Consider the following 24,081-nt stretch of genomic DNA (forward strand, 5'->3'; position numbering starts at 1 on the left):
AAAAGCACTGTCATGGTCGAACTTTGTTTTGCTCGCGTTTGCGAGATGCGCGCGGACGCTTAGCGGCATTACCTCACGGTAACTTTTTTGCGACTCAAAGTCCAATGGCTTATCGGCTGCGGAGGCACGTCTCTGTCAGCATGGATGGTTCATTCTCGCCACCCTGGTAGATATCCGAAGCTTAGAAGCCTCACACTGTCTCATCCGGCGTTTGAACCGCTGACAGAGCATCACGCTTTTTCCACGGGCTTGTTGACGGCAGCTCCGAAAAGCCGCGTCTGCCCTCGGGGAAGGATCGATGTTGTCAGTGTGCCGCTTGCGCAGCGTTGACAAGCCAATGCGGGCCCTAAGCTTCGGACGTCTTTGATTCTATCTCAGTTTCTTGTCGCACTCCAAGTCGAACAAGTAGCGGAATCAACAAGTCTCCAATCGAGGTTGTCCCGCGACGTTTCATGCGGGCCAACTCCGCGAGCGGTTTTGCTTCGCCAGAATAAACTGCCGTGGGAAGCCGCTTGAATGCTTCGTTCATGTCGGCGACGGTTATGTCCAATGGTGTTCGATGTGTGCGATGGAATTCATGCAACTTGAACAGGAGATAGTCGCGGTCAATCCCTTTACCACGCCAGACCTGCCTTCCACTGACGATCTGAAATACCATTCGGTTGGCACGGTTTGCCATTCGGCAGTTTCGGTCTTGCGTCGAGATCTTTCTCCTAGACCAAACGGCGGACAATCCGCGATAGTAGGGATGGCACTTGATCAAGTTTTTTGCCAGCAGAATGCAGGCGGCGCGCAGACGCCGATTACAACTCTTGGCGACAGAATCAGACCGATCCACTTCGTCACTTTGGTAGCGTGAAGGGTACAAACCGGCGCGACCATTGATCGCCGTTGCCGATGCGTAGTGCTCGATGGGGCCTGCCTCACCGGCGTACTCGGCCGCCGAAACAACATTAATGCCCTTGACCGACAACAGTAAGATATACGGCGTTTTAGCGAGAAAATGAGCAGACTTGCGTTCCGTCTGGATGATCTGATCGGAGAGTACCTCGCGTAGTTGAAGCAACAGTTTCCACTGCTGGGTCAGCAAGTTCGCGAGCGGATCGGGCTCGGCTGCTTGGAGACTCCATGCAACGATCTTATCAAGAGTGCGTTCTTGAAATCGAATCTTGTTCCTTCGGAGGTGCTTTGCCAATCCAGCCTGCTTAGCCTTTTTGATCGATTCGGCGGATGAAAAATGTTTTGCGATTGGCAACGCGACAGAATGATGAAACAACTTGTCGTCTTCCCAAAGGTCAGCGTATCCTGGCATTGCTTGATGTAGGAGAACTCTGATCTGCACATTGAGTCTCGCGCGTTGCTTGACAAGATTGCGGCGGAACCGGGAGAGTCTCTGCAGTGATCGGTAGGTCTCGTTGATCGGCAAGACGGAAAGACCATACCCGTTGATTGCAGCGTGAAAAATCGCTTCCAGATCATTATCATCGGTCTTACTGTCGGGATGGAGTGTTTCACGATAGTGAGATGACGCGAATGGATGAATGATTCGTGTGTCGTATCCCGCTTCCCGGAAGGCACGCTGAACAGGCTTGTGATACACACCGGTCATCTCCACGGCGACAATCGAGTCGACGAGCCCCTCTGCTTGGCATGCGGAGTCAACTTGCTGCACCATCGCGTCGAGCGTTCCACGATGGTGCTCAACATCCGCCGGTTCGATGATGACCCTACCGAAAAAGTCACAAAGCATCCATTTTGAACGCCGCTTTGCGCAGTCGACCGAGATGACTCCAAAGTGCGTCGGTCCGGCATTCTCGACTCGCTCCTGAATGATGCCATTGGGCTTACCGATGTACCGGCGTTTAGACGAACTTTTTGTTCTTTTTCGTGTAGACTTGGCTTTGGTGACCATCTGAATGTCTCCTTGATTGGAAGTGGGTTAAGTTCTTCCAGTTGAGCATTTGGATGGTCCCTTCTGTTGGTTTTATTGAACCTGGGGGACATACCAGGGGAAAGGGGTTTTATTGGTCAGTGTCGCGCCCCTTCGTGTGCGTTCCGCATTGGGGTGGCTGTGATCACGCACTGCTGGGCTTCGCTTCCCAAAAGAAACCATTCGCCATACGGTCCCAGCCTCTGACGGACCGAGGTCGCCAGAGATGATCTGGTTGCGGTCACTGGGAAATGTTTTGCAAAAATCGACAAAAGGTTGGTCATAAATCAAGTTGCTCGGATAAGTAACAACGTGAGGCATTCCTTTTGTGGAGAGATGAGTGGACGAGACAGTTCGACAGGCGGCACGACATTGGACACTGGCCCAGCCAGCAGTCTCGGCTTTCATCGCCTCGGTGGTCCGTGATTTCCGCGACCGAGACGACGTACTACAAAACGTAGCTGTCGCCGTCATCGAGTCTTTTGATTCCTACGATAGAAATTCGCCATTCATTCCGTGGGCGATCGGAATCGCCCGGCGGCAGGTGGGTCTGTATTTGCGGCGTCGAGGCCGAGATCCGCTGGTGTTCGATGACGATGCGGTCGCTTGCCTTGCTGTCGCATTCAATGAACAGGCACAAGTTCGATCGACGGCGTTCGACTTCCTGCAAGACTGCCTGGGGTCGCTGGATGGTCGTGCCAAGAATTTGATTGGACTGCGGTATCGAGAAGACTTGAAACCGGCCGCGATTGCTTCCCAAACTGACATGAATCCCAACTCGGTTGCGAAAGCGTTGCAGCGAATTCGAGATCAACTCCGACAGTGCATCGAACGCAAAGCACTGGAGGCGAATGTCTCGTGAATCCTGACGATCAAGCACTGATTCACGGACACCTCGACGGCACTCTCACACGTGAGCAGCAAACACAGTTCAACGAGTGGATCAAAGCAGATCCAACGAACGCCCGGCAATTTGCTTCTTACATGATGCTGCATGACCGTTTACGCAGCGAATTCGTCGCATCCGAAAATAGCGAGTTGCACGCGGTGCTACCCGGCAAACCACAATCAAACCGGTGGAACCGACGTTCGTTCGCCTTGGTGTGCACCGCCTGTGCTGTGCTGCTGACCGTTTCGCTCCTGTTGCAATCCGTCGATGCACCTTTGGCTTCTGCCGCGATGATTGAGTTGAATCGAATCATCAAGGCAAATGATCTGCCAGGGGATCGTTCGTTCGTGATCTCAGTCCTGAACGTAGTGATCCCGCCAAAGCATCAAGACCCGAATTCGCCTGAACGGCGCAGACCGCCCAAGCCATCGCTGGACGGAGCGGTACTCGATGTTCGCGGGTCGGACCAGTTCGTGCTCAAACGCAACACCTCACCAGGTGAATTCTTCGTCACCGGCAGAAACGAAACGACAAGTTGGGCCGTGCGACCGGACGGTCCGGTTCGATATAGCGATGATCTGACTCGATTTGCTCGAGACCTTCCTGGCCACGAAGACGGGTTGCCAATCAACAATCTGCACGACGGACTCGAAGCGTTGCGCACCGCTTATCACGTTGAATTGTTGCCACGCAAAAATCCCGATCCAACAACCGATCGAGACGGTGAAACCTACCGACGCATGGTCGCCGTCAAGAAACCGGGCTTCCGTGGCGCAAGCCGAGTGCAGATTCGTTACGCCGAATCGAGCGGCAAGATTCATGAAATGCGGTTTGAAAAAATGTCATACGGCCCCGAGCAAATCACGTTGACGATGACCGCGACACATGAGCAGACGCTTCCCAACAACCATTTCGACCATTCAGCCCATCACGGCCCCGAGCGGGTCGTGGATTTTGAGTAAAGACCGATGAAACGTTTTCTTTGGATTGTGATCGGTGTCGCCGTATGCCTGAGCACGACGCATATCGCATTGCAGGTGTGGGCGCAGTCGCCGAACGACCGGCAGCCACGCATGAATCGAGTCGGCAAACCAAAAATCAGCGACACAGTCAAAGCGAATGTGTATGCCGACAACTGGTTTACGTTGTACATCAATGGCGAGCATGTCGCGGTCGATTCGATCAAGTTCATGCCGCACAACGTGGTCAGCGTTGATATTCTGCCTGCATATCCGATGACGATCGCCGTGATGGCAAAAGACAACGCCAATTCGCAAACCGGCATGGAATACGCCAACACCAATATTGGCGACGCCGGATTCATCTTGAAGTTTGGCGACGGCACGGTGACCGATGCGACTTGGAAAGCCAAATCATTTTCGCACGGCCCGATCAATCGTGACACCAAGAATCCGAAAGTGAGAAACCTGGCGATCCCCGAAAACTGGAACGCGATCGATTTCGACGACAAGACCTGGGGCCATGCGAAGGAATATTCGCATCAGCAGGTTGGCCCAAAAGAACCCTTCTTTCAGCATGATTTCAGCGGCGCGCGTTTCATTTGGACCGATGACATCGAACTCGACAACACGGTCATCTTCCGCCATTTCGTCGCCGCCCCGCCCGATGGCGTGTCTCGACCCGACTTCTCCAACCTGAACAACATTGTCCCGAATTCTCCGACACGATGGCCACAATGATGAAACCAAGAAACACGCATAGGATCAACCAAGCTCCATGCCGCTGCATACTTGCAATCGCGATGATGTTGGCGATGCCCAGCATACTCTTGGCTCACGATGGCCCGCACCAGGGCGATGCAGAAACGGACAATGAATCAAGGACTTGGACCGTTGGTGACTCCGGTGCTCACTTGCATGGCACGTTTGTCGCCACGTTCGGTGATCAGGTCCAACTTCGCAGCGATGACAACCGTTTGATCACGCTCAAGATGGATCGGTTGAACGCCGCAGACCGAGCCTGGGTCACAAACCGTTTAGGAGCAATCAAGACCCTCAACCAACCGCGTCAACTGCGCCTGGTGATACAGAACACGCCTAACAACAACGCACTTCACTCGAAGGGTGGAGCCAAGCTCGTGCCATCGATCCGCGAACACTTCCAGCCATTTTCAGACTCGTTGAAACTGCGTTGGGACGATGACTACTTGTATGTCGGTTCCAGCGGAATGCCCGACCACCTGATGATGATCGGCATCCGTTCCTGGCAACAACAGGTTCCGATTCCTCAACAGTACTTCGGTCAGAACGCCTGGCGAATTCCATTGAACCCGGTTCCGGCGAAGCAGCCGATGTCAACGAGGAACGATTTCCTGCGCGGAGCGATCGCACTTGCCGTCAACGGCGTCCCCATCTTCAACCCGCTGAACAACCGAGGCGACGATGCCCTGCTGTTCGGTGAACTAGATCAGTACGGAGGTCACTGCGGGCGGGCGGACGATTATCACTACCACATCGCTCCTGTTCATCTCGAGAAAACAACGGGCAAGGGGCAACCAATTGCGTACGCCTTGGACGGCTATCCGATTTTCGGATACCAAGACGAAACGTCGAATGATTTCGCCCCGCTCGATTCGCTCGGTGGCCACAAAGATGCAAGCGGCAAATACCACTATCACGCGACCAAGACCTACCCTTATCTCAACGGTGGGTTCTACGGCGAAGTGACAAAGCGAGGTGGTCAGGTCGATCCGCAACCGCGAGCCGAACCGATCCGGCCAGATTTGCGTCCAATGCGCGACGCAACGATCACCGACTTTACGCAGCCGACACCGGGAAGTTATCGCCTAGTCTACGAAGTGGGCGGCAAGCAAGGCTCCGTTTCCTACACACTCGCCGACGACGGTTCAGCTGAGTTCACGTTCGTCGGCACCAACGGCCGCGAAACTTCCCAGAAGTACCCACCGCGTAATCGCCAACGCGACGGACCACCGCCGCGCAATGATGGCCCGCAAGAACGTGCCCCACGACGGCCGCCCCCACCACCGCGTGACGGGCCGGAAGCAGGCAACAGGTGAATCGTTGACCCGCCGGTCATGCTTGACGCGAAATCACCGGGGACAGACCTCAACGAAATCACCGGGGACAGACCTCAAACGCGAAATCACCGGGGACAGACCTCAAACGCGTGGGGTTTGACGCGGGATGCGATAGGGGCTCTACTGGGGGTCTGTCGACTGAGGTTGCAGGGTAAGCGCCTTTTCTGTGGGCTGGGTCGCGGACGCAAGAGCTCCGCTCTCGGCAAATGCCCGAAATGGGTTTTGCAGGAGAAGTGCGCTATGGCCAGACTCTCTCGCGGTGAAGTGATCGATCCCAGTGAAGTTTCGATCGTGCACGTCATCAATCGCACCGTCCGTCGCTGTTTCTTGTTCGGCGATGATCCCATCAGCGGCAAGAACTTTGACCACCGCAAGGTCTGGATCGAAGAACTGCTCGAGCACTTTTCGGCCTGCTTTGGCATCGATCTGCTGTGCTTTGCGATCCTGTCGAACCACTACCACCTGATCCTCCGCTCGCGGCCGGATGTTGTCGCGAGTTGGGATGACAGCGAAGTCGCACGCCGCTGGCTATTGATCTGTCCCCTGCGCAAGGTTGATGGCAAGCCCGCAGTGCCGACCGAGCCCGAATTGAATTCGATTCGCAACTGCCCGGTGAAATTGGCAGAGGCGCGGCAGCGGCTGAGCAACATCTCTTGGTGGATGCGGTTGCTGAACCAACGCATCGCACAACGGGCGAACCGCCAAGAAGAGGAGATGGGTCGATTCTGGCAGGATCGCTTTCGCGCGATCCGAATCATTGATGAAGAATCTCTGATGGCGTGCGCGGCTTATGTGGATTTGAATCCGATTCGCGCCGGACTGGCCGAAACCATCGAAGCCAGCGATCACACCTCGGTGCAACGTCGCATCGAAACGCGCCAGCAACTCGCGGCAGCCTCGCAGGACACAAGCGTTGAAACCAATTCAACAGTTTCCCAATCCGACTCAGCGCTTCCGACCCTCACTCCCGAGCAACGGCGGGACAGATTCCTTGCTCAGCTCACAATTGACGAAGCCAAAGATCCAACCGGTCCGGTCGCTAGTCAAACGTCATTTCGCTGTAGCGACAAAGGATTTTTGTCGATCAGCACCGATGCCTACTTCGAACTACTCGATTGGACAGCACGCCAGCTCCGCCCCGACAAACCCGGATCGACTCCGGCGGACGCACCACCGGTGTTGAAGCGGTTGGGGTTGGGGAAACCGGCCTGGCTAGCGCTGGTCGCCAGTTTTGAAGAGCTGTTCTGTCATCTGGCCGGCCGCTGCGATCGAATTGACGCCGAGCGAAGTTATCGCACCGGACGTCGATTTCGAGTTCGCCCCAGCGCCCGCAAGTTGCTGACGTCAGCTGCATAGAACGTCGCGACATTCTTTCGGCGGAAAACTCAGCCCACTAAGCCGAGCTAACGCGGGTACCGGTACGCGCCGCGGGTGCGCAGTGCTCGAATTTGCGGGACCATCTCGCCTTCAATCAGGTAAGACGTCCCAGAGATCGCGTCTGTCGTCCTGGATTCTCCGAGCGGGGAACGACAACTGCTCGCCAATGGGCCCTGTCCCCAGTTGAACACTGTCCCCAGTTGAACAAATGGGCTCTGTCCCGGGTCGTGAACAAGAACCGGATTGCCGATACGCTTGGCAGCGAAATCTCACTTTCCGAACTAGGCCTGCAGTTGCTACAAGTGGATAGGCCGTCGTTTGTTGACGCGGCATTCGAACCGCCCCTTCTCAGAAACACGATTGACTTGGGAGCTCCAGCGATTGCCAACCGTCACTCAATCATGCTGGTCACCGTGTTGCTGTTTTCCATAGCCGACTTCGGCGGTTCAGGCGCAGGTGACTGCCAGGGGCAGGACCAGGCGTTGTATTCAGCGGGCGGTCTCGATCCATACGCTTTCCCTTCGGAATACGGCCCGTCATCAACAATCCCGTCAACTGCCACCTACACTGCAACTGATCCCACGGTTAAGTCCGCCTCGCACACCTTCAGTTCGGCATCGAGTCAGCGTTGGTGTGTCGACCTGTTGCCTGAGGGGTTGATTTATCGCCCCTACTTGGCTGGGCCCAAAGAGCCGCGAACGGGGATTCAGTTTGCCAATGTGGATGACGACTGGCAGTTTGATTCGTCGATTGGTGGACAGTGGGGTTTACTGCGAATCGGGAACCAGGACCCGGCGTTCCCGCTCGGCTGGCAATTGGACATCGAAGGTGCAGCTCAATTCCGCCACGACAGTTTTGCATCACAAGACATTTTGACGACCGATATCCGATTTGGCTTGCCGTTGACGTACAGCCGCAACAATCACAAAACCAAATTGTCGGTTTACTTTTTGCGTTCCGATCCGAGTCGCGAATTCTGGGACACGATCGGTGCAATTAGCGACGACGAATTTTTCGAACGCAAGGCAATCGTGCTTGGACACTCGATCTACCTGTCCGAAAAATTCCGGATCTACGGTGAAGGAGGCTATGCGTTTTCTTCTCAAGTCAGTGACAAATGGGAGTTCCAGTTTGGTGCCGAGTGTGCACCGGTGCTCCAAACTGGGATTTTAGGTGCCCCGTTTTTGGCGGCTAACGCATTGCTACGCGAAGAAGTCGACTTTGGCGGGATCTTTACTCTGCAAGCCGGCTGGGCTTGGCGAAAGCGTGCTGGCCGACTGATGCGGATCGGGCTTCAATACGCCAATGGCAAAAGCAATCATTTCGCCATTCAAGATTGGCATGAACAACAGGTCGGATTTGGGATCTGGTTCGATCCTTAAAAATCAGCGACGAATATCGAATATAGCGCCTTTACGCAATGACCGGCGCAATGACCGGGGACAGACCTCAAACCGTTGGGATTTGACGTCAACGCCCGCTGTGACGGGAAAGACTCAATCCTGCTCGGCCCAGCGATTGCGATGAAACGGGATACAACAGCCGGTTTGGGATTGAAGAGCCGATTGCTTTGCATTCTTAGTTGAGGTCTGTCCCCAGGCATCTTCCACCCAAGCGTTCATCCTTTTGCACGGGTGTGTCGAACCCGGGGGCATGGGTTGAAGTAAGCCCGATTGAGGGACAGAAAAATGAGGGCAGAAAAATTGGCCTGCAAAAGGCGAGGGGGGGACAGAGCACTTTGACCGACGAGTAGATACCTTGACGATGCTAGCATTTGCTTTCACTGCCGCTCGTGATGCTCTGTCCCTGATGTGATGGAAATTCTGTTTTGGTTGGGATTGGGCTGACGGTCTCGCCCGACGCCTGCCCGGTTGTCGTCACCGGCGCTGGCGATCTACAGTTTCCAGCTGGAACACTTGCGTGTGATGAACTGCGAACGATCAAGCATCAGGAACAATGACGATGGCGATTCGATGGGGACTATTGGGCTGTGGCGACATTGCCAACAAACGGGTTGCCGATGCGATCTTGGCCGACCCGAACAGTGAATTGGTGGCCGCCTGTCGCCGCGACGAATCACGGCTGAAAGAATTTGGCCGGCAATTCGGCATCACTCAACTGACCACCTCCGCAGAGGAACTGATTGCCCGAACGGATGTCGACGCAATCTACGTGGCGACGCCGGTGAACCTGCATTGCCAGCAAACCATCGCCGCCGCCAACGCTGGCAAGCACGTGCTGGTCGAAAAACCGATGGCACTCGACCCGGTTGAATGCCAGCAAATGATCGACGCTTGTGAGACCGCCGGAGTGACGCTGGGTGTTGCTTACTACCGCCGATTTTACCCCGTCGTGCTACGAATCGCCGAATTGATCTCGGCGGGAACACTGGGCCGGCCGCTTTCAGTTCTGGCAACCACCGGCAACCCCAACCGCTTTCCAGCTGATGACTGGCGGGTGATCAAATCGCTTGGCGGCGGCGGCCCGTTGATGGACATCGGCAGCCATCGACTGGATCTGTTTTTGCAGCTGTTTGGCGAGGTCAAAAACGTGCAGGCCTGTTGTGCCGATTCACCCGATTACGAAGCCGAAGACGTGGCGACGCTGCTGGTCCAGTTTGCCAATGGTTGCCACGGCGTTTTGCAGTCCTATTTTGGCACCAGCGAAACGCCGGACCGCTTGGAAGTGATCGGTACCGAGGGCTACGCGAGTACGGAATCATTGAACGAGGGCGAATTGAAAATCGTCACCGTCCAGGGGGCTCGCAGCGAGTCTCATCCTCCCCACGCCAACTTCCACGCGCCGCTGATCAGCGATTTCAGCCAAGCCATCCTCAGCGGCAGACCGCCAGCGGTTTCGGGTCCGACGGGCAAGCAAACCAACGACATCATCGCCGCAGCCTACGCGATCTAGAGTTTTCCGGGGCTCGGCCAGGCAGTTGCGATTTTGCGTGAGACATTCGGGTTTTCCAATCCCGAAGCGTCCGTTATTGCATCAACGGCCCGTGACAGGTCGCGTTTGCGATAAGAACACAGCGTCAAAATGCGCGCGCGTGGCAGGGTGTTTGAGGAAAGTCTGCATTCAGCCTTGCCATCGCTGGGTGGTTTCGACTATTTCGCAATAGCTTGAAAAAAGGCTCTCACCGTGCCCCAACGCGGAACCTCGCTGCGGAATATCACTGATGGATCAGGAACGAGACACAATCGGCAACTCGCAAAATCAACAGCGCGGGCGATTTCGACCTCAATTGGGCGAATCTGGACCGCCGTATCGCCGTCCACCCACACCACCACAGGGGACGCGGCCTGCCGCCGAACCTTTGCCTACCCTGTTTGAGCTTCCGGATCGAACTCCTGAAGCACTGCTGCGACGACGCGGCGGCCAAGCCAGTGTGCACCACGCTCATAGCGGGCCACCTGCCAGCCACGTCGATCCTCCGTCGGGTGATCGTAGCGAATTGCAGACGAGCGGCCCCAACAGCCCCACACGTTCGGACGCACACGCGTCACGGTTCGATTTCCGTGCTTTGGATGACGAAGCGGCACTGCCCGCCACTGCGGAATCTGTCGAGCCCACCGAATCAAAACGGCCTGCGTTTTTCGACGGCGCGTTGCAGGAAGTCACCAACAATGTCAAATCCTGGGGTGCCTGGTCGGCGATGATTTTTCTGTCGTTGATGATGGCAACGTTGGCCTTTCTATCTGGACGCGGAATGCGATCCGCCGATAGCCCCGAGCCTCGGTCTCAAGTCAGCCAAGTCGCCCCAAGTGACAGCGGCGAACTGTCCGAATTCGTGGTGGAAATCACCGACGACGTCGAGGGTACGCTCGAAAAGATTCAGATTGGAACCGGCGAAGCCGAAGCGGCTCGCATGGCGGCACAGCAAGCCGACAGCGACACGGAAGCCCTCGCCCAAGTACCGGGCTTCGACAACGCCGCAACCAAGACCAACGACGACATCGCCCCCGGCGCACCGCTTGACGGCTTGGCCGACCAACCCGTGCCGCCGGTTGCAAAAGCGACCAACAGCGTGGTCGGCTATCGCAGTCAAGACAGTTCAGCGGCAGAGGCCGAGCAATCGCTGGCCGACAGCTTGCCGCCGGCAACGCTCAGCGAATCGGAATCGCCATCCCACGAATTCCGTTACAGCAATACACCTCACCCGATCGGGAATTTTCTCGAGATCTTGAAGTCCTGGGAAGCCGCCGAGTAGCCAACTCGAATCGCCAACTCGCGGATACGACACCTCAATTGATCACGCACGAATAGATCCATGAAATCCAATCAGTCGTTCATCGGCGCTTACGCGCGCAGTCGTCGTACCACCAACGCTCCTGAAATCGCCAGCGACATTTCGCCGGTCGAAACCAGCGAATCGTCGATCCCCGTGAGCCCGCTCAGCCCGTGGAATGATCCAAGTGCGGAGCAAGCGATCTTGGTGACCGGATCGGTCGGCCAGCAGACACAGCAGTGGCTCGAACAAGCCGAAGGCCAAATGCTGCGGATCGACACTCCGGTCGTCCCCTTCCCGGTCCCTGCGGTAGACAGTGCTCCTGAAGCCAGTGCTCCTGAAGTAACGCTGGAGCCTGACGCAACGGTGCAGCCAGAGATCACGATCAAGCGAGACACGGCGACCGCAGGACCACCGGCCGAGCGTTCTACCGAGCGCGTTCCTGGCCGTTTTAGCGAGCCAACGCCGGATGCGACGAAACATCAACACTCCGGCCCGCCGGCGCCCACGCAGCGGACTCTGCCGGCTGAGCCCGCGGTCACGAAAAAATCACCCGCGCCGCCTCAACCGATGTCGACTGCGACGGCTGCTGTGAACGAGATGCCGCGCCAGCCTGTCAAAACACCGCCCTTGAAAATGCCGGCGGTTGAAACCTCCGTCTCGGAAACACCGGCTGTCAAATCCCATCCGGCGCCTTTGCCGCATTCCCAACCCACACGCCCACCCGAACCGACTCCTCCGGTCCGCCGCTGGTCCGGCGCGGCTTGGGAAGTCGACGCGTTTGACATTCCCCAAAACGTGGTCGATCTGTTCTTTAACGAAGCCTTCTTCCGCACCATCGCTCAACACATGGGCCAATCAGTCCGCGCGGGTCTGGGCAGCGTGTTGGTGACCAGCATGACCGGCGGCGAAGGACGCACAACGGTTGCGATCGGCACTGCGATTGCCGCTGCCGCATCCGGTTTACGTGTGGCGCTGATCGACCTGGATTTAGAATCACCCAGTTTGGCAGACCAATTACGAATTGAAATTGAAGGCGATTGGGTTTCGGCAATCCGCAACGGCGAGACGCTAGAAAGCGTCGCGGTCGCGTCGCTGGAAGACAATTTAACCTTGCTTCCGCTGACCGAATTAGGCCAGCGCGAGTTGCCGATCACGGCGATGGAAGTCGATCGCCTGCTCGGCCGTTTGGACGGTTGCTTTGACTTGGTGATGTTTGACGGCCCGGTGTTCAATTCCTGGGCCACGGCACGAATCGTCAGTGCTGCCGATTCAGGATTGATCGTCCGCGACGCACGCAACACCGACCCACAGGCCGTCGCCGACGCCGCCGAACAATTGCGACGTCATGGCATTCAAGGCATCGGCGTTGTCGACAATTTTGTCGACCTGCCTAACGAAACCATTTCCAAAGCATGAGCGAACATTGACTGGCGGATCGTCGTGGATCGCTCCGCCGATCCAACGTTGGTTCGCGGAGCGAACCACGACATTCAGTGACGGCTCGGTCCAAAGTGATCATCGCTGATACACATCCATCGACTCGCGACCATCGCGGGTGATCATTGCTCGCCACTGGTGGGGATCGAATTTGTCGGCGGTACGCACCGATCCATCCACCATCGCGTAGATCAGCGGGTCAACCGTCAAAGGCTTTAGCAATTCGGATTGCTCATGCATGTCTTCGGGCTTTGTCCACGGCACACTTTCTTTACAGCCGACTAACAAAATCGTGTTCGCTGTGCCGTCCGCAAACTCTTTTAACTTGACACCACCGTTGGTACCCAACGCCCCCTGCTCTGTCGCGTAGCCCATGTAGTTGGTGTTGCCGACGGGTTGATCGGCGTCGGCAAAGGGACTGCGATAGATCCCTGGCATCTTCTCCAGCAATTGCAAATTGCTTTGGCTATCCCAGGGCTGGTCGAACTTGTACTGCTCGAACAATTCGTTCTGATCGATGAACGGCAGGATGGCAACACGCCAGCTGAAGGGCTGGACGTCTTCCTGTTTGTTGACGCCAATGTATCCAGCCGACTTGTTGACCGATCCTGGAAAGGTCTTGTAGGTGTCATTGAAGTTGTGAAATGCAATCGCCAGCTGTTTCAGATTGTTTCTGGAACGCGTTGCTGCGGCCGAGTTTTTGACAGTTTCCATTTGTTCCAGGTAATACTTGGGCCCCATCGTCTTGGCTTGAAAGATCATTAGCCACGCCTGCATCAGCGGTGAATTGGGGTCTGACATTTGGTCACCCAGCACCTCGCGCATCTCCGCGATGTCGGTCGGAATTTTGCCCAGTCGCTTGAGCAGAAAATGAGAGGGCACACGCACGTTCGGATCCTGTGAGAGCCCGGCGTGGAAAGGTGGCGTTTTCGCGAAGGGATCAAACCGAAACTCGGCTTGGTCTTTTTCGGGAAACTCCAAATACAGCGTCCTCCGTTGTTCGCTCGATTCATCATTGAGAGTCAATGACAGACTGTCATTCTTCACCATCAGTCCCACGAATTCACCGTAGGACAGTTTTGGGTCCTCTCCGTTGCGAACCACTGCACAGTAGAACTTCATCTTGTCAACCACAAACAGCATCGCCGGTCCATCCGCAGACGCTGGGATCGAACCTCTGTCCGACACTTGTCCTTGAGCGTCTAACGGGATTTGCCAAACGCCTTGCAACCGCTCCATCGTCGCGGCGGAATGCTCCGCCGCGCGTTGCTGCCGCGCCGCTGCAGACCGCGCTGGCGATTCATCGACCGTCTTCGGTTGATCGACCTGCTCGAGTTCATCGGCGGGCTGTGAGGAGGTGTCTTGGGTGACTTCTAACTTGGCTCCGTCGATCGGCACTTTGACAACCGTGCCATCGGGATAGGTGATCGTCAGGAACATGCCCAACATCAAACCGACGAGCGTCCCCAGCAGCCCCAATCCGATCGCAACGGTGATCGGCACCGTGCGTTGATGCCAAGCCTTGGGACGCGTGCTGGTTGATATCAGCAAAGGTCGCGTTTGCACTTCGGCGACCGTTGCGGTTTCGACAAGCTTCACTAGGTCATGACCCGCGGTCCAGTTGGCCAAGCTAGCGGCCACGTCACTCGGATGCGGCGGCCGTCGATCGGGATTTTTGGCCAACATCGAATCGACCAAGCGAACCAATCCGGCCGGGCAGTCCGCTAACGAGCCCGCCAAGCTGGGCGGTTGGTCGGAAACGTGCGCCGTCATCTTGGAGAACGCGGTTTGATGATCCGCGTCGGCAAACGGCGCCTGCCCGGTTAACAAATGAAACAACGTGCACCCGAGCGAGTAGATGTCCGAGCGACAATCGACGGAGCGACCATCGGTGACCTGTTCGGGCGACACAAAGTCGGCGGTTCCGATCGCTTGGCCGGTCCCCGTTAATTCTGCGGCGGCGAATGAGGACTCGGGCGTGGTGTGGTATTTGGCGAGCCCCAGATCCAATAGTTTCACTTCGCCATTGCGGCTGAGCATGATGTTGGACGGTTTGACGTCGCGGTGCACAAACCCTTGGTCGCTGGTGTACTGCAACGCCGCAGCGACTTTACAACCGATCTCGCAGGCATTCGCAATCGACAGCGGACCGACGCGAGCGACTAAGTTGCCCAGATCCAAACCGTCGATGTATTCGGTCACCAGCACCGCCGTCCCCTCGACTTCGCGGGCATCGTGGGCGGTGACGATATTGGGATGACTGAGACGACCAATGGCCTGCATTTCGGCATCGAATCGATCACGCATTCGCTGGTCAGCCAAGCGATGGTTGGCCAACAATTTGACAGCGACCGGGCGACCGAGTTTGGTGTGCCGTGCCAAGTAGACTTTGCCCATCCCGCCGCGTCCGATCGGGCGCACGATTTCATACTCGCCGATTTGTTGTGGAAACGTGTCGATGCCCGAGCGGGTGACGCTGCCATCGGCATCATGGGCTGACGAGCCCGCCAGCGCGGCCAGCGCATTGGCCATCGCCCGTCTGTATTGCGGTTCGTTGACCAGGTCGGCGTGCTCGTCGCCAGCGCGTAGATCCGCGATCAGGGAGTCGTCGGCGTCATCGACGGTTTCCAGATCTGCCATACAGGCCTGGCACTCGCTGAGGTGCTGGAACAATTCCTGACCTTCCTCGTCCGGCAATCTGCCTTGGGAAAACGCACGCAATCGTTCATGGCTGGGGCACTCGGTGGCTGTCATCATCGTATTCTCCGCGGCATTGGGTTGCGATTCAAGCATCGGTTGATGCGGCTAACTGATGAACGCAGGGGTCTGACACGACTTTTTGAGAAACTTCGCCGCCGGGAGCGGAATGGTTAGACTGGTGCACATGAACAATGCCCAGCCCGATCGCCGACCGCCTGAACATCCGACGCTGTCGTCGCTGTTTTTGCAGGGGATCCAACAACAGGATCCCCAGCAGTGGAGTCGGCTGGTTTCGGTTTTTGGACCGATCGTTTATCGCTGGTGCCGAACGTCGGGAATCTCAGAAGCCGACAGCCCTGACGTCGTGCAGGACGTGTTTGCCTCGGTCGCGCGGGGGATCAGCCAATTCGAACGACAAAAGGAATCCGGAAGTTTTCGGTCTTGGCTGGCGACGATCACCCGCAATCGAGTGCGCGATTATTTTCGCCGACTGGGGCAACGCGAATTAGCCGAAGGCGGGACGGAAGCTTGGCAACGCATCGAGCAACACGCCGAATCGTTGGATGAATCGATTCAAGGCGATTCAATCCACAGCCCGCTGGTCCGCCAGGTCTTGCAATCGGTCAAAACAGAATTCGAAAGCAAAACCTGGGACGCGTTTTGGCTGACCACGATCGAAAATCGAACGGCGGGATGGGTCGCCGAGTCGACCGGGTTGTCCGTTGCGAGCGTCTATCAAGCGAAATCACGCGTGCTGCGACGTCTGCGCTCACGAATCGCAGAATTACCCTGATTTTGTCTCAAGTTGTCGCCCTCTGCGGTCGCTTTGACATTGCCGATCGCCACCGGTTTCCTGTATTCCCGGAGATCAGTATTCCCAGAGTCAGTGCTGTGTCCCATCCAGAATTTTGGATGACGACGCAAACCGATCAGTTTTTGACCCGATATTGGACCTGCGAGGCACGGATGCGCTCGGCGAAACCGTTTATCGACTCCCGAATTTCTCAAATCTTGATCCGCCGCTGCGCCGTGGGACTGGCAACCGCCTCGATCGTGTTGGTGGGCTGTCGAACCAATCGCCCACTCGGATCGATGGTCCAAGTGACCGAGGATCCGGCGGCGGTGTTTGCCGACGTGCCCGCACCCAAACAACGCCTCGCGACAGCAACAACCGGCAAGCAAGCCGACGCTGACACCCAGACCAAATCCGCCGCGCCGGCGACCACCGCTGCAGCCGGCCTGATGGGGACATTGAAGCAGTCCCATTCGAGTCAAGTCAGACAAACCGCTGCGGTCGGAATGCCCGAGGTGTTCCGCGAGGAATCACAGCAAACCTCGGCCGAACCCTCTGCCCCGGCCAAGCCCTCTGCCGCGACCGCATCCACCGCCAAAACTACCGCGACCGAAACCACAACTCAAACGGTGGCTCGCCCGCGCTCGAGCGGCATCTCCACTTCCCTCTCGGATCTGAAACCGGTTGTCGTTGACGATCCCGACCCAGCGGACCTGGAATCAGACGCCATCACCGGTTCGCTAGACCCGTCTTCCAAACAGACCGTCGGCAGCCTGGTCTCGGCTTCGCTGACCGACCTGAGTTCAGCGGACGGAGCCCCGACCGCACCGTCCCATCTTGCTGCCACGACTGATGTCGTTGCCACGGCTGACCCATCCGACCAAGGACGATCCACGGCACAGCCACACGCCTTGACCGCTGCCCTGCAACAGTCACTGGCAACATTGCCGGCACTGCCTGACACGCAAACAGACCCCAACGGTCCCGCTCCCACGCGGATCGGTTCCAAGTCGGACTCCGATCACCTCTCCCACGTCGGCGACTTGGATGATACCCAGCCGAGTGTCGCGATGAATGCCGACCTGGTTCGACCGGTATCCCATGACACCGATCCTGCACCCGAAAACGTCGACGGTTTGAAAGCCGATCCCCCCGCCCCAGAACTCAGCAACGATGCCCTGTACGCTCAATTGATTGAACGGCTGGTTCGTCCGGTGGACGGTGAAACACCGGTCGAAAAAGAGCGTCGACAAATCACGGCGCGGCACTTGATGGTGCTGGCCGGAGACCCGAATGCTGCCACACAACAAATCGACGGGCTAAATGAAACGGAACAACGGTATTTGAAAAACCAATTGTTAGGATTGTGGACCATCGTCGATCCCGAGGGACATCCATCGTCTAGCCGGCGCATTACCGAAGCTCTTCCCATGTTCCGCGAAGCAACGCGTCACATGGCTGCTGCCACGGATTCATTGGCACTGAACCATCTGGAGTTCTGCACCGAGATTGAAGATTACGGCCAAATCAAACCGTTCGCCGGAAACCGCTTCATTGCCGGCCAGCAAGTGATTCTGTACTGCGAAGTCGAGAACTTTGCCGCCGCGCCGAAAGACGACCAATTCGAAACACAGCTCCGCGGATCGTACGACATCTACGATGATGCAGGCACTAAAGTGATCGGGCAACTGCTGCCGGTCGACCAGCAACGCTCGCGCAATCGACTGCGAGACTACTTTGTTGCCTACAAGATGAACCTGCCCAAACAGTTGCCCCAAGGCACGTACCGGTTAGAACTGACGTTGGAAGATGTGGTTGGCAAAAAGTACGGCCAATCCAACATCCCATTCGAGATCAAACCCTAGCGGCCAGGCCGTCGGTTGGCGCGGAATTTTTCGAACACGTCGACTAGCGCCCAATCGAAACTCATCCGATTTTCGGCGGCATGGCGCAGCGCTTCTTGATTGGCTTGCTCGGCCGTTGCTGGCCCCGGCGGCTCTATGCGTGTCAGCACCCCGATCAACGGCGATACGACCAACAGTAACAGCGACATCACCACCACGATCTGCGCGGACCGGCGTTTGCTGCGGGTTCGTACCGAGGCATCGGATGCCCGCCGCAGGACTTTGTCACGGTGATTCGAACTGGGCGTGATCGACCGTCCCAATGCGGCGATCTGCTGCTCCACTCGCAGCAGATCGGCATCTTCACCATGGGGTCGGCCCGCTGGATTTGGATGAGTCATCGGCTGCTCCCAGTGAGTGTCGCACCGGATTGAGAGCGTGTCGGATGGCTCGGGCCAAGTTTGCACGACAGTTTTTCGAGTGCATATCGATAGCGACTGGCTGCCGTCGACGGCGTGATTTCGAGCACCTGGGCAATTTCGACAAACGTCATCTGTTCCCAGATCTTCAACACCACAACCTCGCTTTGCGCACCGGGCAATGATGCAAGTGCTTTCCAGACCTGTCGTTTTTGGTCATCCGATTCGACCACGTCACAGCTACGCCCGATCAGCCGTTCGGCGATCGAACCGATCGAGGACCAGCGAGAACGAGTCCGCAAGATCACCAGGGCCTCGTTCCGCACCATTCGCAACAGGTAATGCCAAGGCCGGTCGGCTGCGACCAACAGTTTGGGCCGGGAAGCAATTTTGACCATCGCGGCGCTGACGACATCTTCGGCGTCATGTTGACGACGGGTGATCGACGCCGCAAACCGGATCAGACGATCGGCTGTCAAATCATAAAGCGTCGCCAACGCCAGCGAGCGCTCAGACGAACTCTGTCCGGCTGCGATCTCGCGAGCGGATTGTCGAATTTGAGCGTTTAGCGGGGCATCGTTTGGCATGACACAGGCCATGATGCGCCCCAACGCGTGATTTGTCTAGAAAATCATTGTGAATTCCAGAATTTGGCAATTTACCAGGGCTAATTGCCAAACGGCTGGTCGCCGGAAGCATCCTTTGACGACGCAACAGGCGGTTTCGCGTCCTGATCGGCCTTCAATTTGACAATCAGATATTGCGTGCTGCCAGTGCCAAGTACCTTGATCTCCGCGGGGATCGGATCCGACCCCTCGCGGGTGAACGTGAACTTGCGAACCCCCTCGGGCAAGACAAACACGGGTTTAACGTCCCAATTGCCAACCAACGCATGCCCGACGAAATCGCCATCGATTCGAATCTCGATCGGACGCACGTCCTTGCCAGGGAGGATGGTGTCGCCGACTCGCACCATCGACTCGGTCCCTGTCATCAATCCGCCTCGCATCGCTTGCTGCGACAGCGGAGCGACAAAGACGACATGAACGGTGGAGTGCCGTGAAGGAACAACATCGTCAGCCATACTAATCGCTGGCGAAAACGAAAGCAGGGTCAGTGCGACGGCAAGCAAGCGAATCATAGTCAACTCCGGTGAGAGGGCACAGGCAACACGTTCGACCGACACGTGCCGCTGAATGAACCAGCAGTTTAGACCGAGTTCAAATCGATCTGCAAATTCACGATGCTCATCTGGATCGGCCATGCGTTTTGAAGCCAGCGCCTTTCCTCACAACCCGAAGCGTGAGCGAGGGATTTCGGGTGTTGGCGGGATCGGCTACGGAGCACGCCGCTTAGACCGACAGCAATGTGTCGCCTAGGAACGCGGCGGTTTGAGGTTGATAGAAATAGTTCAGGTGGTGAACGGTTTCCGAGTCGCCAAAATCACACAGACGCGGCGCCGAAATCTTGATCTCGTCAGACAGATCGATCATTGATGGGGTGTCAACGACCAGATCATTGGCGCCGTCGAACAGCACACCGGCTGCGGCATCCACGATGCGATCTTTGCGAAACCGCTGCCAAAATTTCCAACCGGGATCACTGGGCTGAAAATTGGATCGAATCGCGTAGTAGCGATCACCAGCGGGCGCCGAACTCTCCAGCAATCGTCGCAGTTCTGGATTGTTGCCGACACGTGACATGGCAAATAGACCGGGGATCATCGCCATCGCTGCATCCGCGACCGGTGTTCGTGCCGCCAATCCGGTGATCGACGTCAGCACACGCAATAACACTTCGACCACGGAAAACACGGGGATCGCGATCGCGGTGAGACCGGCTACCGTTTGCAGTGCTTTGGAAACCTGAGTCAGCAGGTGAATCGAATCACGAATGTTTGGCCCCGCGGCCAGCCCGGTTCCCGATAGCGGTGATCCGACAAAGACGGCTTTGTCGCAGCGATCGGCAAAGGGATCAAATGTTTCGCACCACCAACGGGTCACCAATCCGCCGCGACTGTGACCGACCAAATCAATCTTGGCGCGACTGCCGGCGATCAATCGCTGAAAATCCATCGCGTTCAAGATCGGGCCGACCGCCAGTGTCGGATGGTCAAAGGTGAACACGTTGCCGGCATAACGCCGATCCGCCCGCTGCAAAAATTCGACCCCATGATCGGTCGTCGATAGACCGGCAATCATGTTTTCGCTGTTGCTGAATGTTCCATGCACAAACACCAATGCGTGGCCATCCTCGGGGAAGTCAGATGGCAGCAACGATCGCGTTTGAAAATCAAACCGACGCAAACCTCGCTGCGGGGTCAGCTTGTCGTCACGACGGCTTAGAAACCGTGTGATCTTGGACGGCGGCAAGCGTTCGAATTCCATTTCGATGGCATCCAACGAGCCGCCGGTTCGCACCGCCCCTGACGAGCGATAGTCGCCCAGTTCCAGTACGGACCCTGCCGTTTCTTCCCATTCCAACACCCCCTCGTCGTCGGTCAGTTGCAGACGAACGATCGGTGAAAATTCGGACGGGCGTGATTCTGTCGCTCCGCGGACGCGTGAGCCATCGGCCAAGTCGCTGATCGCACGAATTTGACTGCTCCCTGCGGTCGCGGCACGAGCCATTTCAAAAAAGCGAGCATCCATAACTATCCATGGGGGCCAGAGGTCGCATCGGAAACAAACAGCGGCAGCGGCGTGACTCCGTTCCGCTGGCGTGCGCTGACCAGATCGATCATGGCACGAAAGGAGCGGTTGCGTCGCTTGTAGAAGTGTTCACGGCCGGAGTCAATCGCGGCGGTAAATCCTTGGCCGCTGGTCAGACCAACACTCTCCAGCGGCACCAACTGTCCGCGGTCAACGAAACCTTTTAGCTCGGCATAGGTCTTGCGCCCCGACACCCAGCGCTGCGTCAATTGATCGTCGGCCACTTCGCCGGCATCGCGCTGGGCAGGTAAGTCGTCGGTCAAAACGTCAACAAACTCGCGATGGGCTTTCAAGTCTTTCCAGTACCCTGGGAACACGTGTCCGTGTAACAGAAACAAAACCGGATGAATCTCGATCCATTCCAAACAGGATGCCAACAAAATGGCCAGATCAACACAGGTCCCAAATCCACCGACCACGGTTTCACTGGGCGTGCGCAGTCGCTGAGTGAATTCGCTGTACGATGGGGGTGGATTGATGTAACGCAGTTTGGATTCTAACAACAGCGCCGACCAAATCGCCTGGACTTGGCGGTCGACACCGACCCAACATGCATCCCCGCTGGCCAATCCGTCATAGCTTTGATAGCCGTCAAACCCGACCGTGGTTCGGTCGACCAAACAACGCAGGTAGTTGTGCGCGACATCGATCGTTTTTGCCACCGCCGGATCACGCGGCTGAACAAACGAGGGCAACCAACCGAGCTGTGCGTCATCCAGCGTCCATTGATCGACCGGGGCCAACCAGACCGAATGCGTGTGCCGGTACAACACTTGGTCGTGCCAACTGACGTTAACGAACAGACTGGTTTGGATGCGTTCGCTAAGACTGCGAAACAAACGACTGGTCAGTGGCAGTCGGACACCGGATGCCGCTGCGTCAGCGTGCTGGTTGGAACGGTGCCGATGGCGATTCCCGGCATCGCATCCCGCCAAATCGTATCGCATCGAATCGCCACCCAGACTCAATCGTGTGCGAAAGGGAAAGGTTTCGGATCCGACATGCAATTCGACGTCGACATCAATGTCATGAATCTGTGACAACGTGCCCCTGGCCGTTTCGGTTGCATCACTGTCGGCCTCTGGCGCTGCGCAGAACCATTCAGGGTCCAACCGAAACGTGAATTCGTCAAACACGGTTTCGCCGTTGTGCAACGATGAATAGTTCAACTGGGGTTTGGGCCGCACCGTCACCTGCATCAAATCGGCGGCGCGATCAAGCGCCGGGTCGGCAATCCTGGCAACGTCCGCAACGGCGCAGCGAGTCTTGGTACCAATCGTTGATTGCTCGCTCCGCCATGACTGGAACGCGTCAAATCCGCCGGCGGCGACCAACGAATCGGCGGACCACAGAATGATGCTGCTGCCACGGATCCGGCGTCGATAGCCGGCGACCGACTGCCAGGCACTCCAAAATCCGCTCAATCGGTTCCAATCCGTTTCGATACAAGTGCGGTAAAAATTCAGAAAGAACAGTTCTGCCACGGCGTCGTCAAAGGTGTGCTGAAATCCGATCGCCGAACCCGCCCCGCGGCGGATCGTCATCGGCGCTAAACGCGCGCCTGAATTCCAACAATTGAAGCCGACAAACAATGGACTGGGAGATCCCTGATTGAGTGCCTCGGCGATCGTCTCGGCGCGAACCTCGGAAGCCTCGCCCGAGGGGTCGGCCAAAAACAGTCCATCGCGCACCCCCGCCATTTCGCTGCGCAGCATCCGCCGACCCGAACGAGTGTCGACTCCGGTCACATGGATGACATCGGGGGCCTGTGATTGCAACTGCTGGCGCAACTGAAGGTCCGTGGGATTTTCCAACACGCCACCGGTTGAGTGCGGCATCGCTTGCAAACTGCCGGTGACCAACGACCGTTCGGCTGAGAAATCAAAGTGACGCCCGAGTTCGCCGGGTGCGGTTTCAATGATCTGGTAGTTGCGCGGTCGACGGGTTCGTTTGCGGCGCCGGACCGCTAGATGACGAACAATCAGAATCGGGTCGTCGTCACGATAGGGCTTTGTCGCCGCGGCCAGGACATATTCCCAAGGCAGAATCCGGGCTTCCCAATGCTGGTCGGTCGGCGAGTCGGGAACGGACACCTCGACGATCCCACGCAGTCGTTTAAGTGCCCGAGCGTTGATCCCCAGACCCCTCAGATCACGTTGCAAGCGGACGGTTTGACGCTGGCGAGATGCTGGGTCATCGGCCCAGCGATGGCGTTGGCGTACGACATAACTCCAGCGCATGGCAAACGCCTGCAATGGTGTCCCACATGCAATGCGGCACACTTCACTGTCGCCGGTGCGCAAGACAACGTCAGCCATGGGTTCCCAGCGGTCGGTGGAGGTTTGGATTGCGATCGCATTCAACGTAGCTGGACCGGCCAAGGTTCAGACCGTCTGCACTCCGGACCGACGGAACCAGGGCGGGATCCGCTACGATCGCACCCAACTGTAGCTGGACCGGCCACGGTTCAGACCGTCTGCACTTCGGACCGACGGAACCCGGGCGGGATCCGCTACGGGAAGCAACGCGATGGAATGATTCACGACTCCCGCGGGCGAGAGCGTGAAACAACTATAGGTTGGGGGAAGCAGATCCCCTGAGCGATCGGCGAAATCGACGGCGTTTTTTTGCCGATCCGCGTGGCACATTCGCTACGACCCGGCGCTGGATGTGCCAGGCCGGGCCGATG

At 57.1% G+C, this 24,081-nt stretch carries 17 protein-coding genes and 1 pseudogene; 11 read left to right on the forward strand and 7 right to left on the reverse strand.

Translation table 11 applies throughout. The annotated features are described in order from the left end of the window. Nucleotides 1–346 precede the first annotated feature (346 nt). Nucleotides 347–1,912 (reverse strand): IS110 family transposase, encoded by a 1,566-nt coding sequence (locus NHH03_RS19360; protein WP_253158707.1) that lies wholly within the window; start codon nt 1,910–1,912, stop codon nt 347–349. Between the two features lie 358 nt (nt 1,913–2,270). On the opposite strand from NHH03_RS19360, the gene NHH03_RS19365 reads away from it, so the two are divergent. The 9 genes and pseudogenes from NHH03_RS19365 (at nt 2,271) to NHH03_RS19405 (ending at nt 12,904) form a co-directional block, all read left to right on the forward strand. Continuing rightward, on the forward strand, nt 2,271–2,792 hold the full coding sequence (locus NHH03_RS19365; protein WP_253158709.1) for a sigma-70 family RNA polymerase sigma factor: 522 nt from the start codon (nt 2,271–2,273) through the stop codon (nt 2,790–2,792). Then, nucleotides 2,789–3,781, forward strand: a complete 993-nt coding sequence (locus NHH03_RS19370) for an anti-sigma factor family protein (RefSeq protein ID WP_253158711.1) — start codon at nt 2,789–2,791, stop codon at nt 3,779–3,781. The genes NHH03_RS19365 and NHH03_RS19370 overlap by 4 nt, the downstream gene beginning before the upstream one ends. A gap of 6 nt (nt 3,782–3,787) precedes the next feature. Next, entirely contained in the window at nt 3,788–4,519 is a 732-nt protein-coding gene (locus NHH03_RS19375) for a hypothetical protein (RefSeq protein WP_390895595.1), read from the forward strand. Next, nucleotides 4,516–5,772: pseudogene (locus NHH03_RS19380) on the forward strand (YHYH protein); the annotation flags it as partial. The gene NHH03_RS19375 and the pseudogene NHH03_RS19380, both read left to right, overlap by 4 nt. A gap of 345 nt (nt 5,773–6,117) precedes the next feature. Continuing rightward, nucleotides 6,118–7,233 (forward strand): transposase, encoded by a 1,116-nt coding sequence (locus tag NHH03_RS19385; RefSeq protein ID WP_253158713.1) that lies wholly within the window; start codon nt 6,118–6,120, stop codon nt 7,231–7,233. 248 nt (nt 7,234–7,481) lie between these two features. Next, nucleotides 7,482–8,636 (forward strand): DUF1207 domain-containing protein, encoded by a 1,155-nt coding sequence (locus NHH03_RS19390; RefSeq protein ID WP_253158714.1) that lies wholly within the window; start codon nt 7,482–7,484, stop codon nt 8,634–8,636. Between the two features lie 580 nt (nt 8,637–9,216). Continuing rightward, on the forward strand, nt 9,217–10,167 hold the full coding sequence (locus NHH03_RS19395) for a Gfo/Idh/MocA family protein (protein WP_253158716.1): 951 nt from the start codon (nt 9,217–9,219) through the stop codon (nt 10,165–10,167). 268 nt (nt 10,168–10,435) lie between these two features. Next, the gene (locus NHH03_RS19400; RefSeq protein ID WP_253158718.1) at nt 10,436–11,467 is read left to right on the forward strand and encodes a hypothetical protein; all 1,032 of its coding nucleotides are present in this window, start codon (nt 10,436–10,438) and stop codon (nt 11,465–11,467) included. A 60-nt stretch (nt 11,468–11,527) separates the two neighbouring features. Further along, nucleotides 11,528–12,904 carry a nucleotide-binding protein gene (locus NHH03_RS19405; RefSeq protein WP_253158720.1) on the forward strand — a complete coding sequence of 459 codons (1,377 nt, stop codon included), beginning with the start codon at nt 11,528–11,530 and terminating at the stop codon, nt 12,902–12,904. A 99-nt stretch (nt 12,905–13,003) separates the two neighbouring features. Here the strand turns inward: NHH03_RS19405 and NHH03_RS19410 are convergent, their stop codons facing one another. Further along, nucleotides 13,004–15,718: a protein kinase domain-containing protein gene (locus NHH03_RS19410; RefSeq protein ID WP_253158722.1), complete on the reverse strand. Its 2,715-nt coding sequence runs from the start codon at nt 15,716–15,718 to the stop codon at nt 13,004–13,006. Nucleotides 15,719–15,791: 73 nt separating this feature from the next. On the opposite strand from NHH03_RS19410, the gene NHH03_RS19415 reads away from it, so the two are divergent. Next, nucleotides 15,792–16,418 (forward strand): sigma-70 family RNA polymerase sigma factor, encoded by a 627-nt coding sequence (locus NHH03_RS19415; RefSeq protein ID WP_253158725.1) that lies wholly within the window; start codon nt 15,792–15,794, stop codon nt 16,416–16,418. A 119-nt stretch (nt 16,419–16,537) separates the two neighbouring features. Further along, complete coding sequence (locus tag NHH03_RS19420) at nt 16,538–18,283, forward strand: hypothetical protein (RefSeq protein ID WP_253158727.1); 1,746 nt, start codon at nt 16,538–16,540, stop codon at nt 18,281–18,283. Here NHH03_RS19420 and NHH03_RS19425 read toward each other — a convergent pair. The 5 genes from NHH03_RS19425 to NHH03_RS19445 form a co-directional block, all read right to left on the reverse strand. Beyond that, nucleotides 18,280–18,663: a hypothetical protein gene (locus NHH03_RS19425; protein ID WP_253158729.1), complete on the reverse strand. Its 384-nt coding sequence runs from the start codon at nt 18,661–18,663 to the stop codon at nt 18,280–18,282. The genes NHH03_RS19420 and NHH03_RS19425 overlap by 4 nt on opposite strands. Then, a complete protein-coding gene (locus NHH03_RS19430) occupies nt 18,660–19,268 on the reverse strand; it encodes an RNA polymerase sigma factor (RefSeq protein ID WP_253158731.1) in 609 nt (202 codons plus the stop codon). Before NHH03_RS19430 ends, NHH03_RS19425 begins: the two co-directional genes overlap by 4 nt. An 80-nt stretch (nt 19,269–19,348) precedes the next feature. Next, the gene (locus NHH03_RS19435; RefSeq protein ID WP_253158733.1) at nt 19,349–19,945 is read right to left on the reverse strand and encodes a hypothetical protein; all 597 of its coding nucleotides are present in this window, start codon (nt 19,943–19,945) and stop codon (nt 19,349–19,351) included. 88 nt (nt 19,946–20,033) lie between these two features. After that, nucleotides 20,034–21,332 carry an esterase/lipase family protein gene (locus tag NHH03_RS19440; RefSeq protein ID WP_253158734.1) on the reverse strand — a complete coding sequence of 433 codons (1,299 nt, stop codon included), beginning with the start codon at nt 21,330–21,332 and terminating at the stop codon, nt 20,034–20,036. Nucleotides 21,333–21,334: 2 nt separating this feature from the next. Beyond that, on the reverse strand, nt 21,335–23,710 hold the full coding sequence (locus tag NHH03_RS19445) for a hypothetical protein (RefSeq protein WP_253158736.1): 2,376 nt from the start codon (nt 23,708–23,710) through the stop codon (nt 21,335–21,337). Between the last annotated feature and the right edge of the window lie 371 nt (nt 23,711–24,081).

It is taken from the genome of Stieleria tagensis, assembly GCF_024129865.1.
Taxonomy (GTDB): domain Bacteria; phylum Planctomycetota; class Planctomycetia; order Pirellulales; family Pirellulaceae; genus Stieleria; species Stieleria tagensis.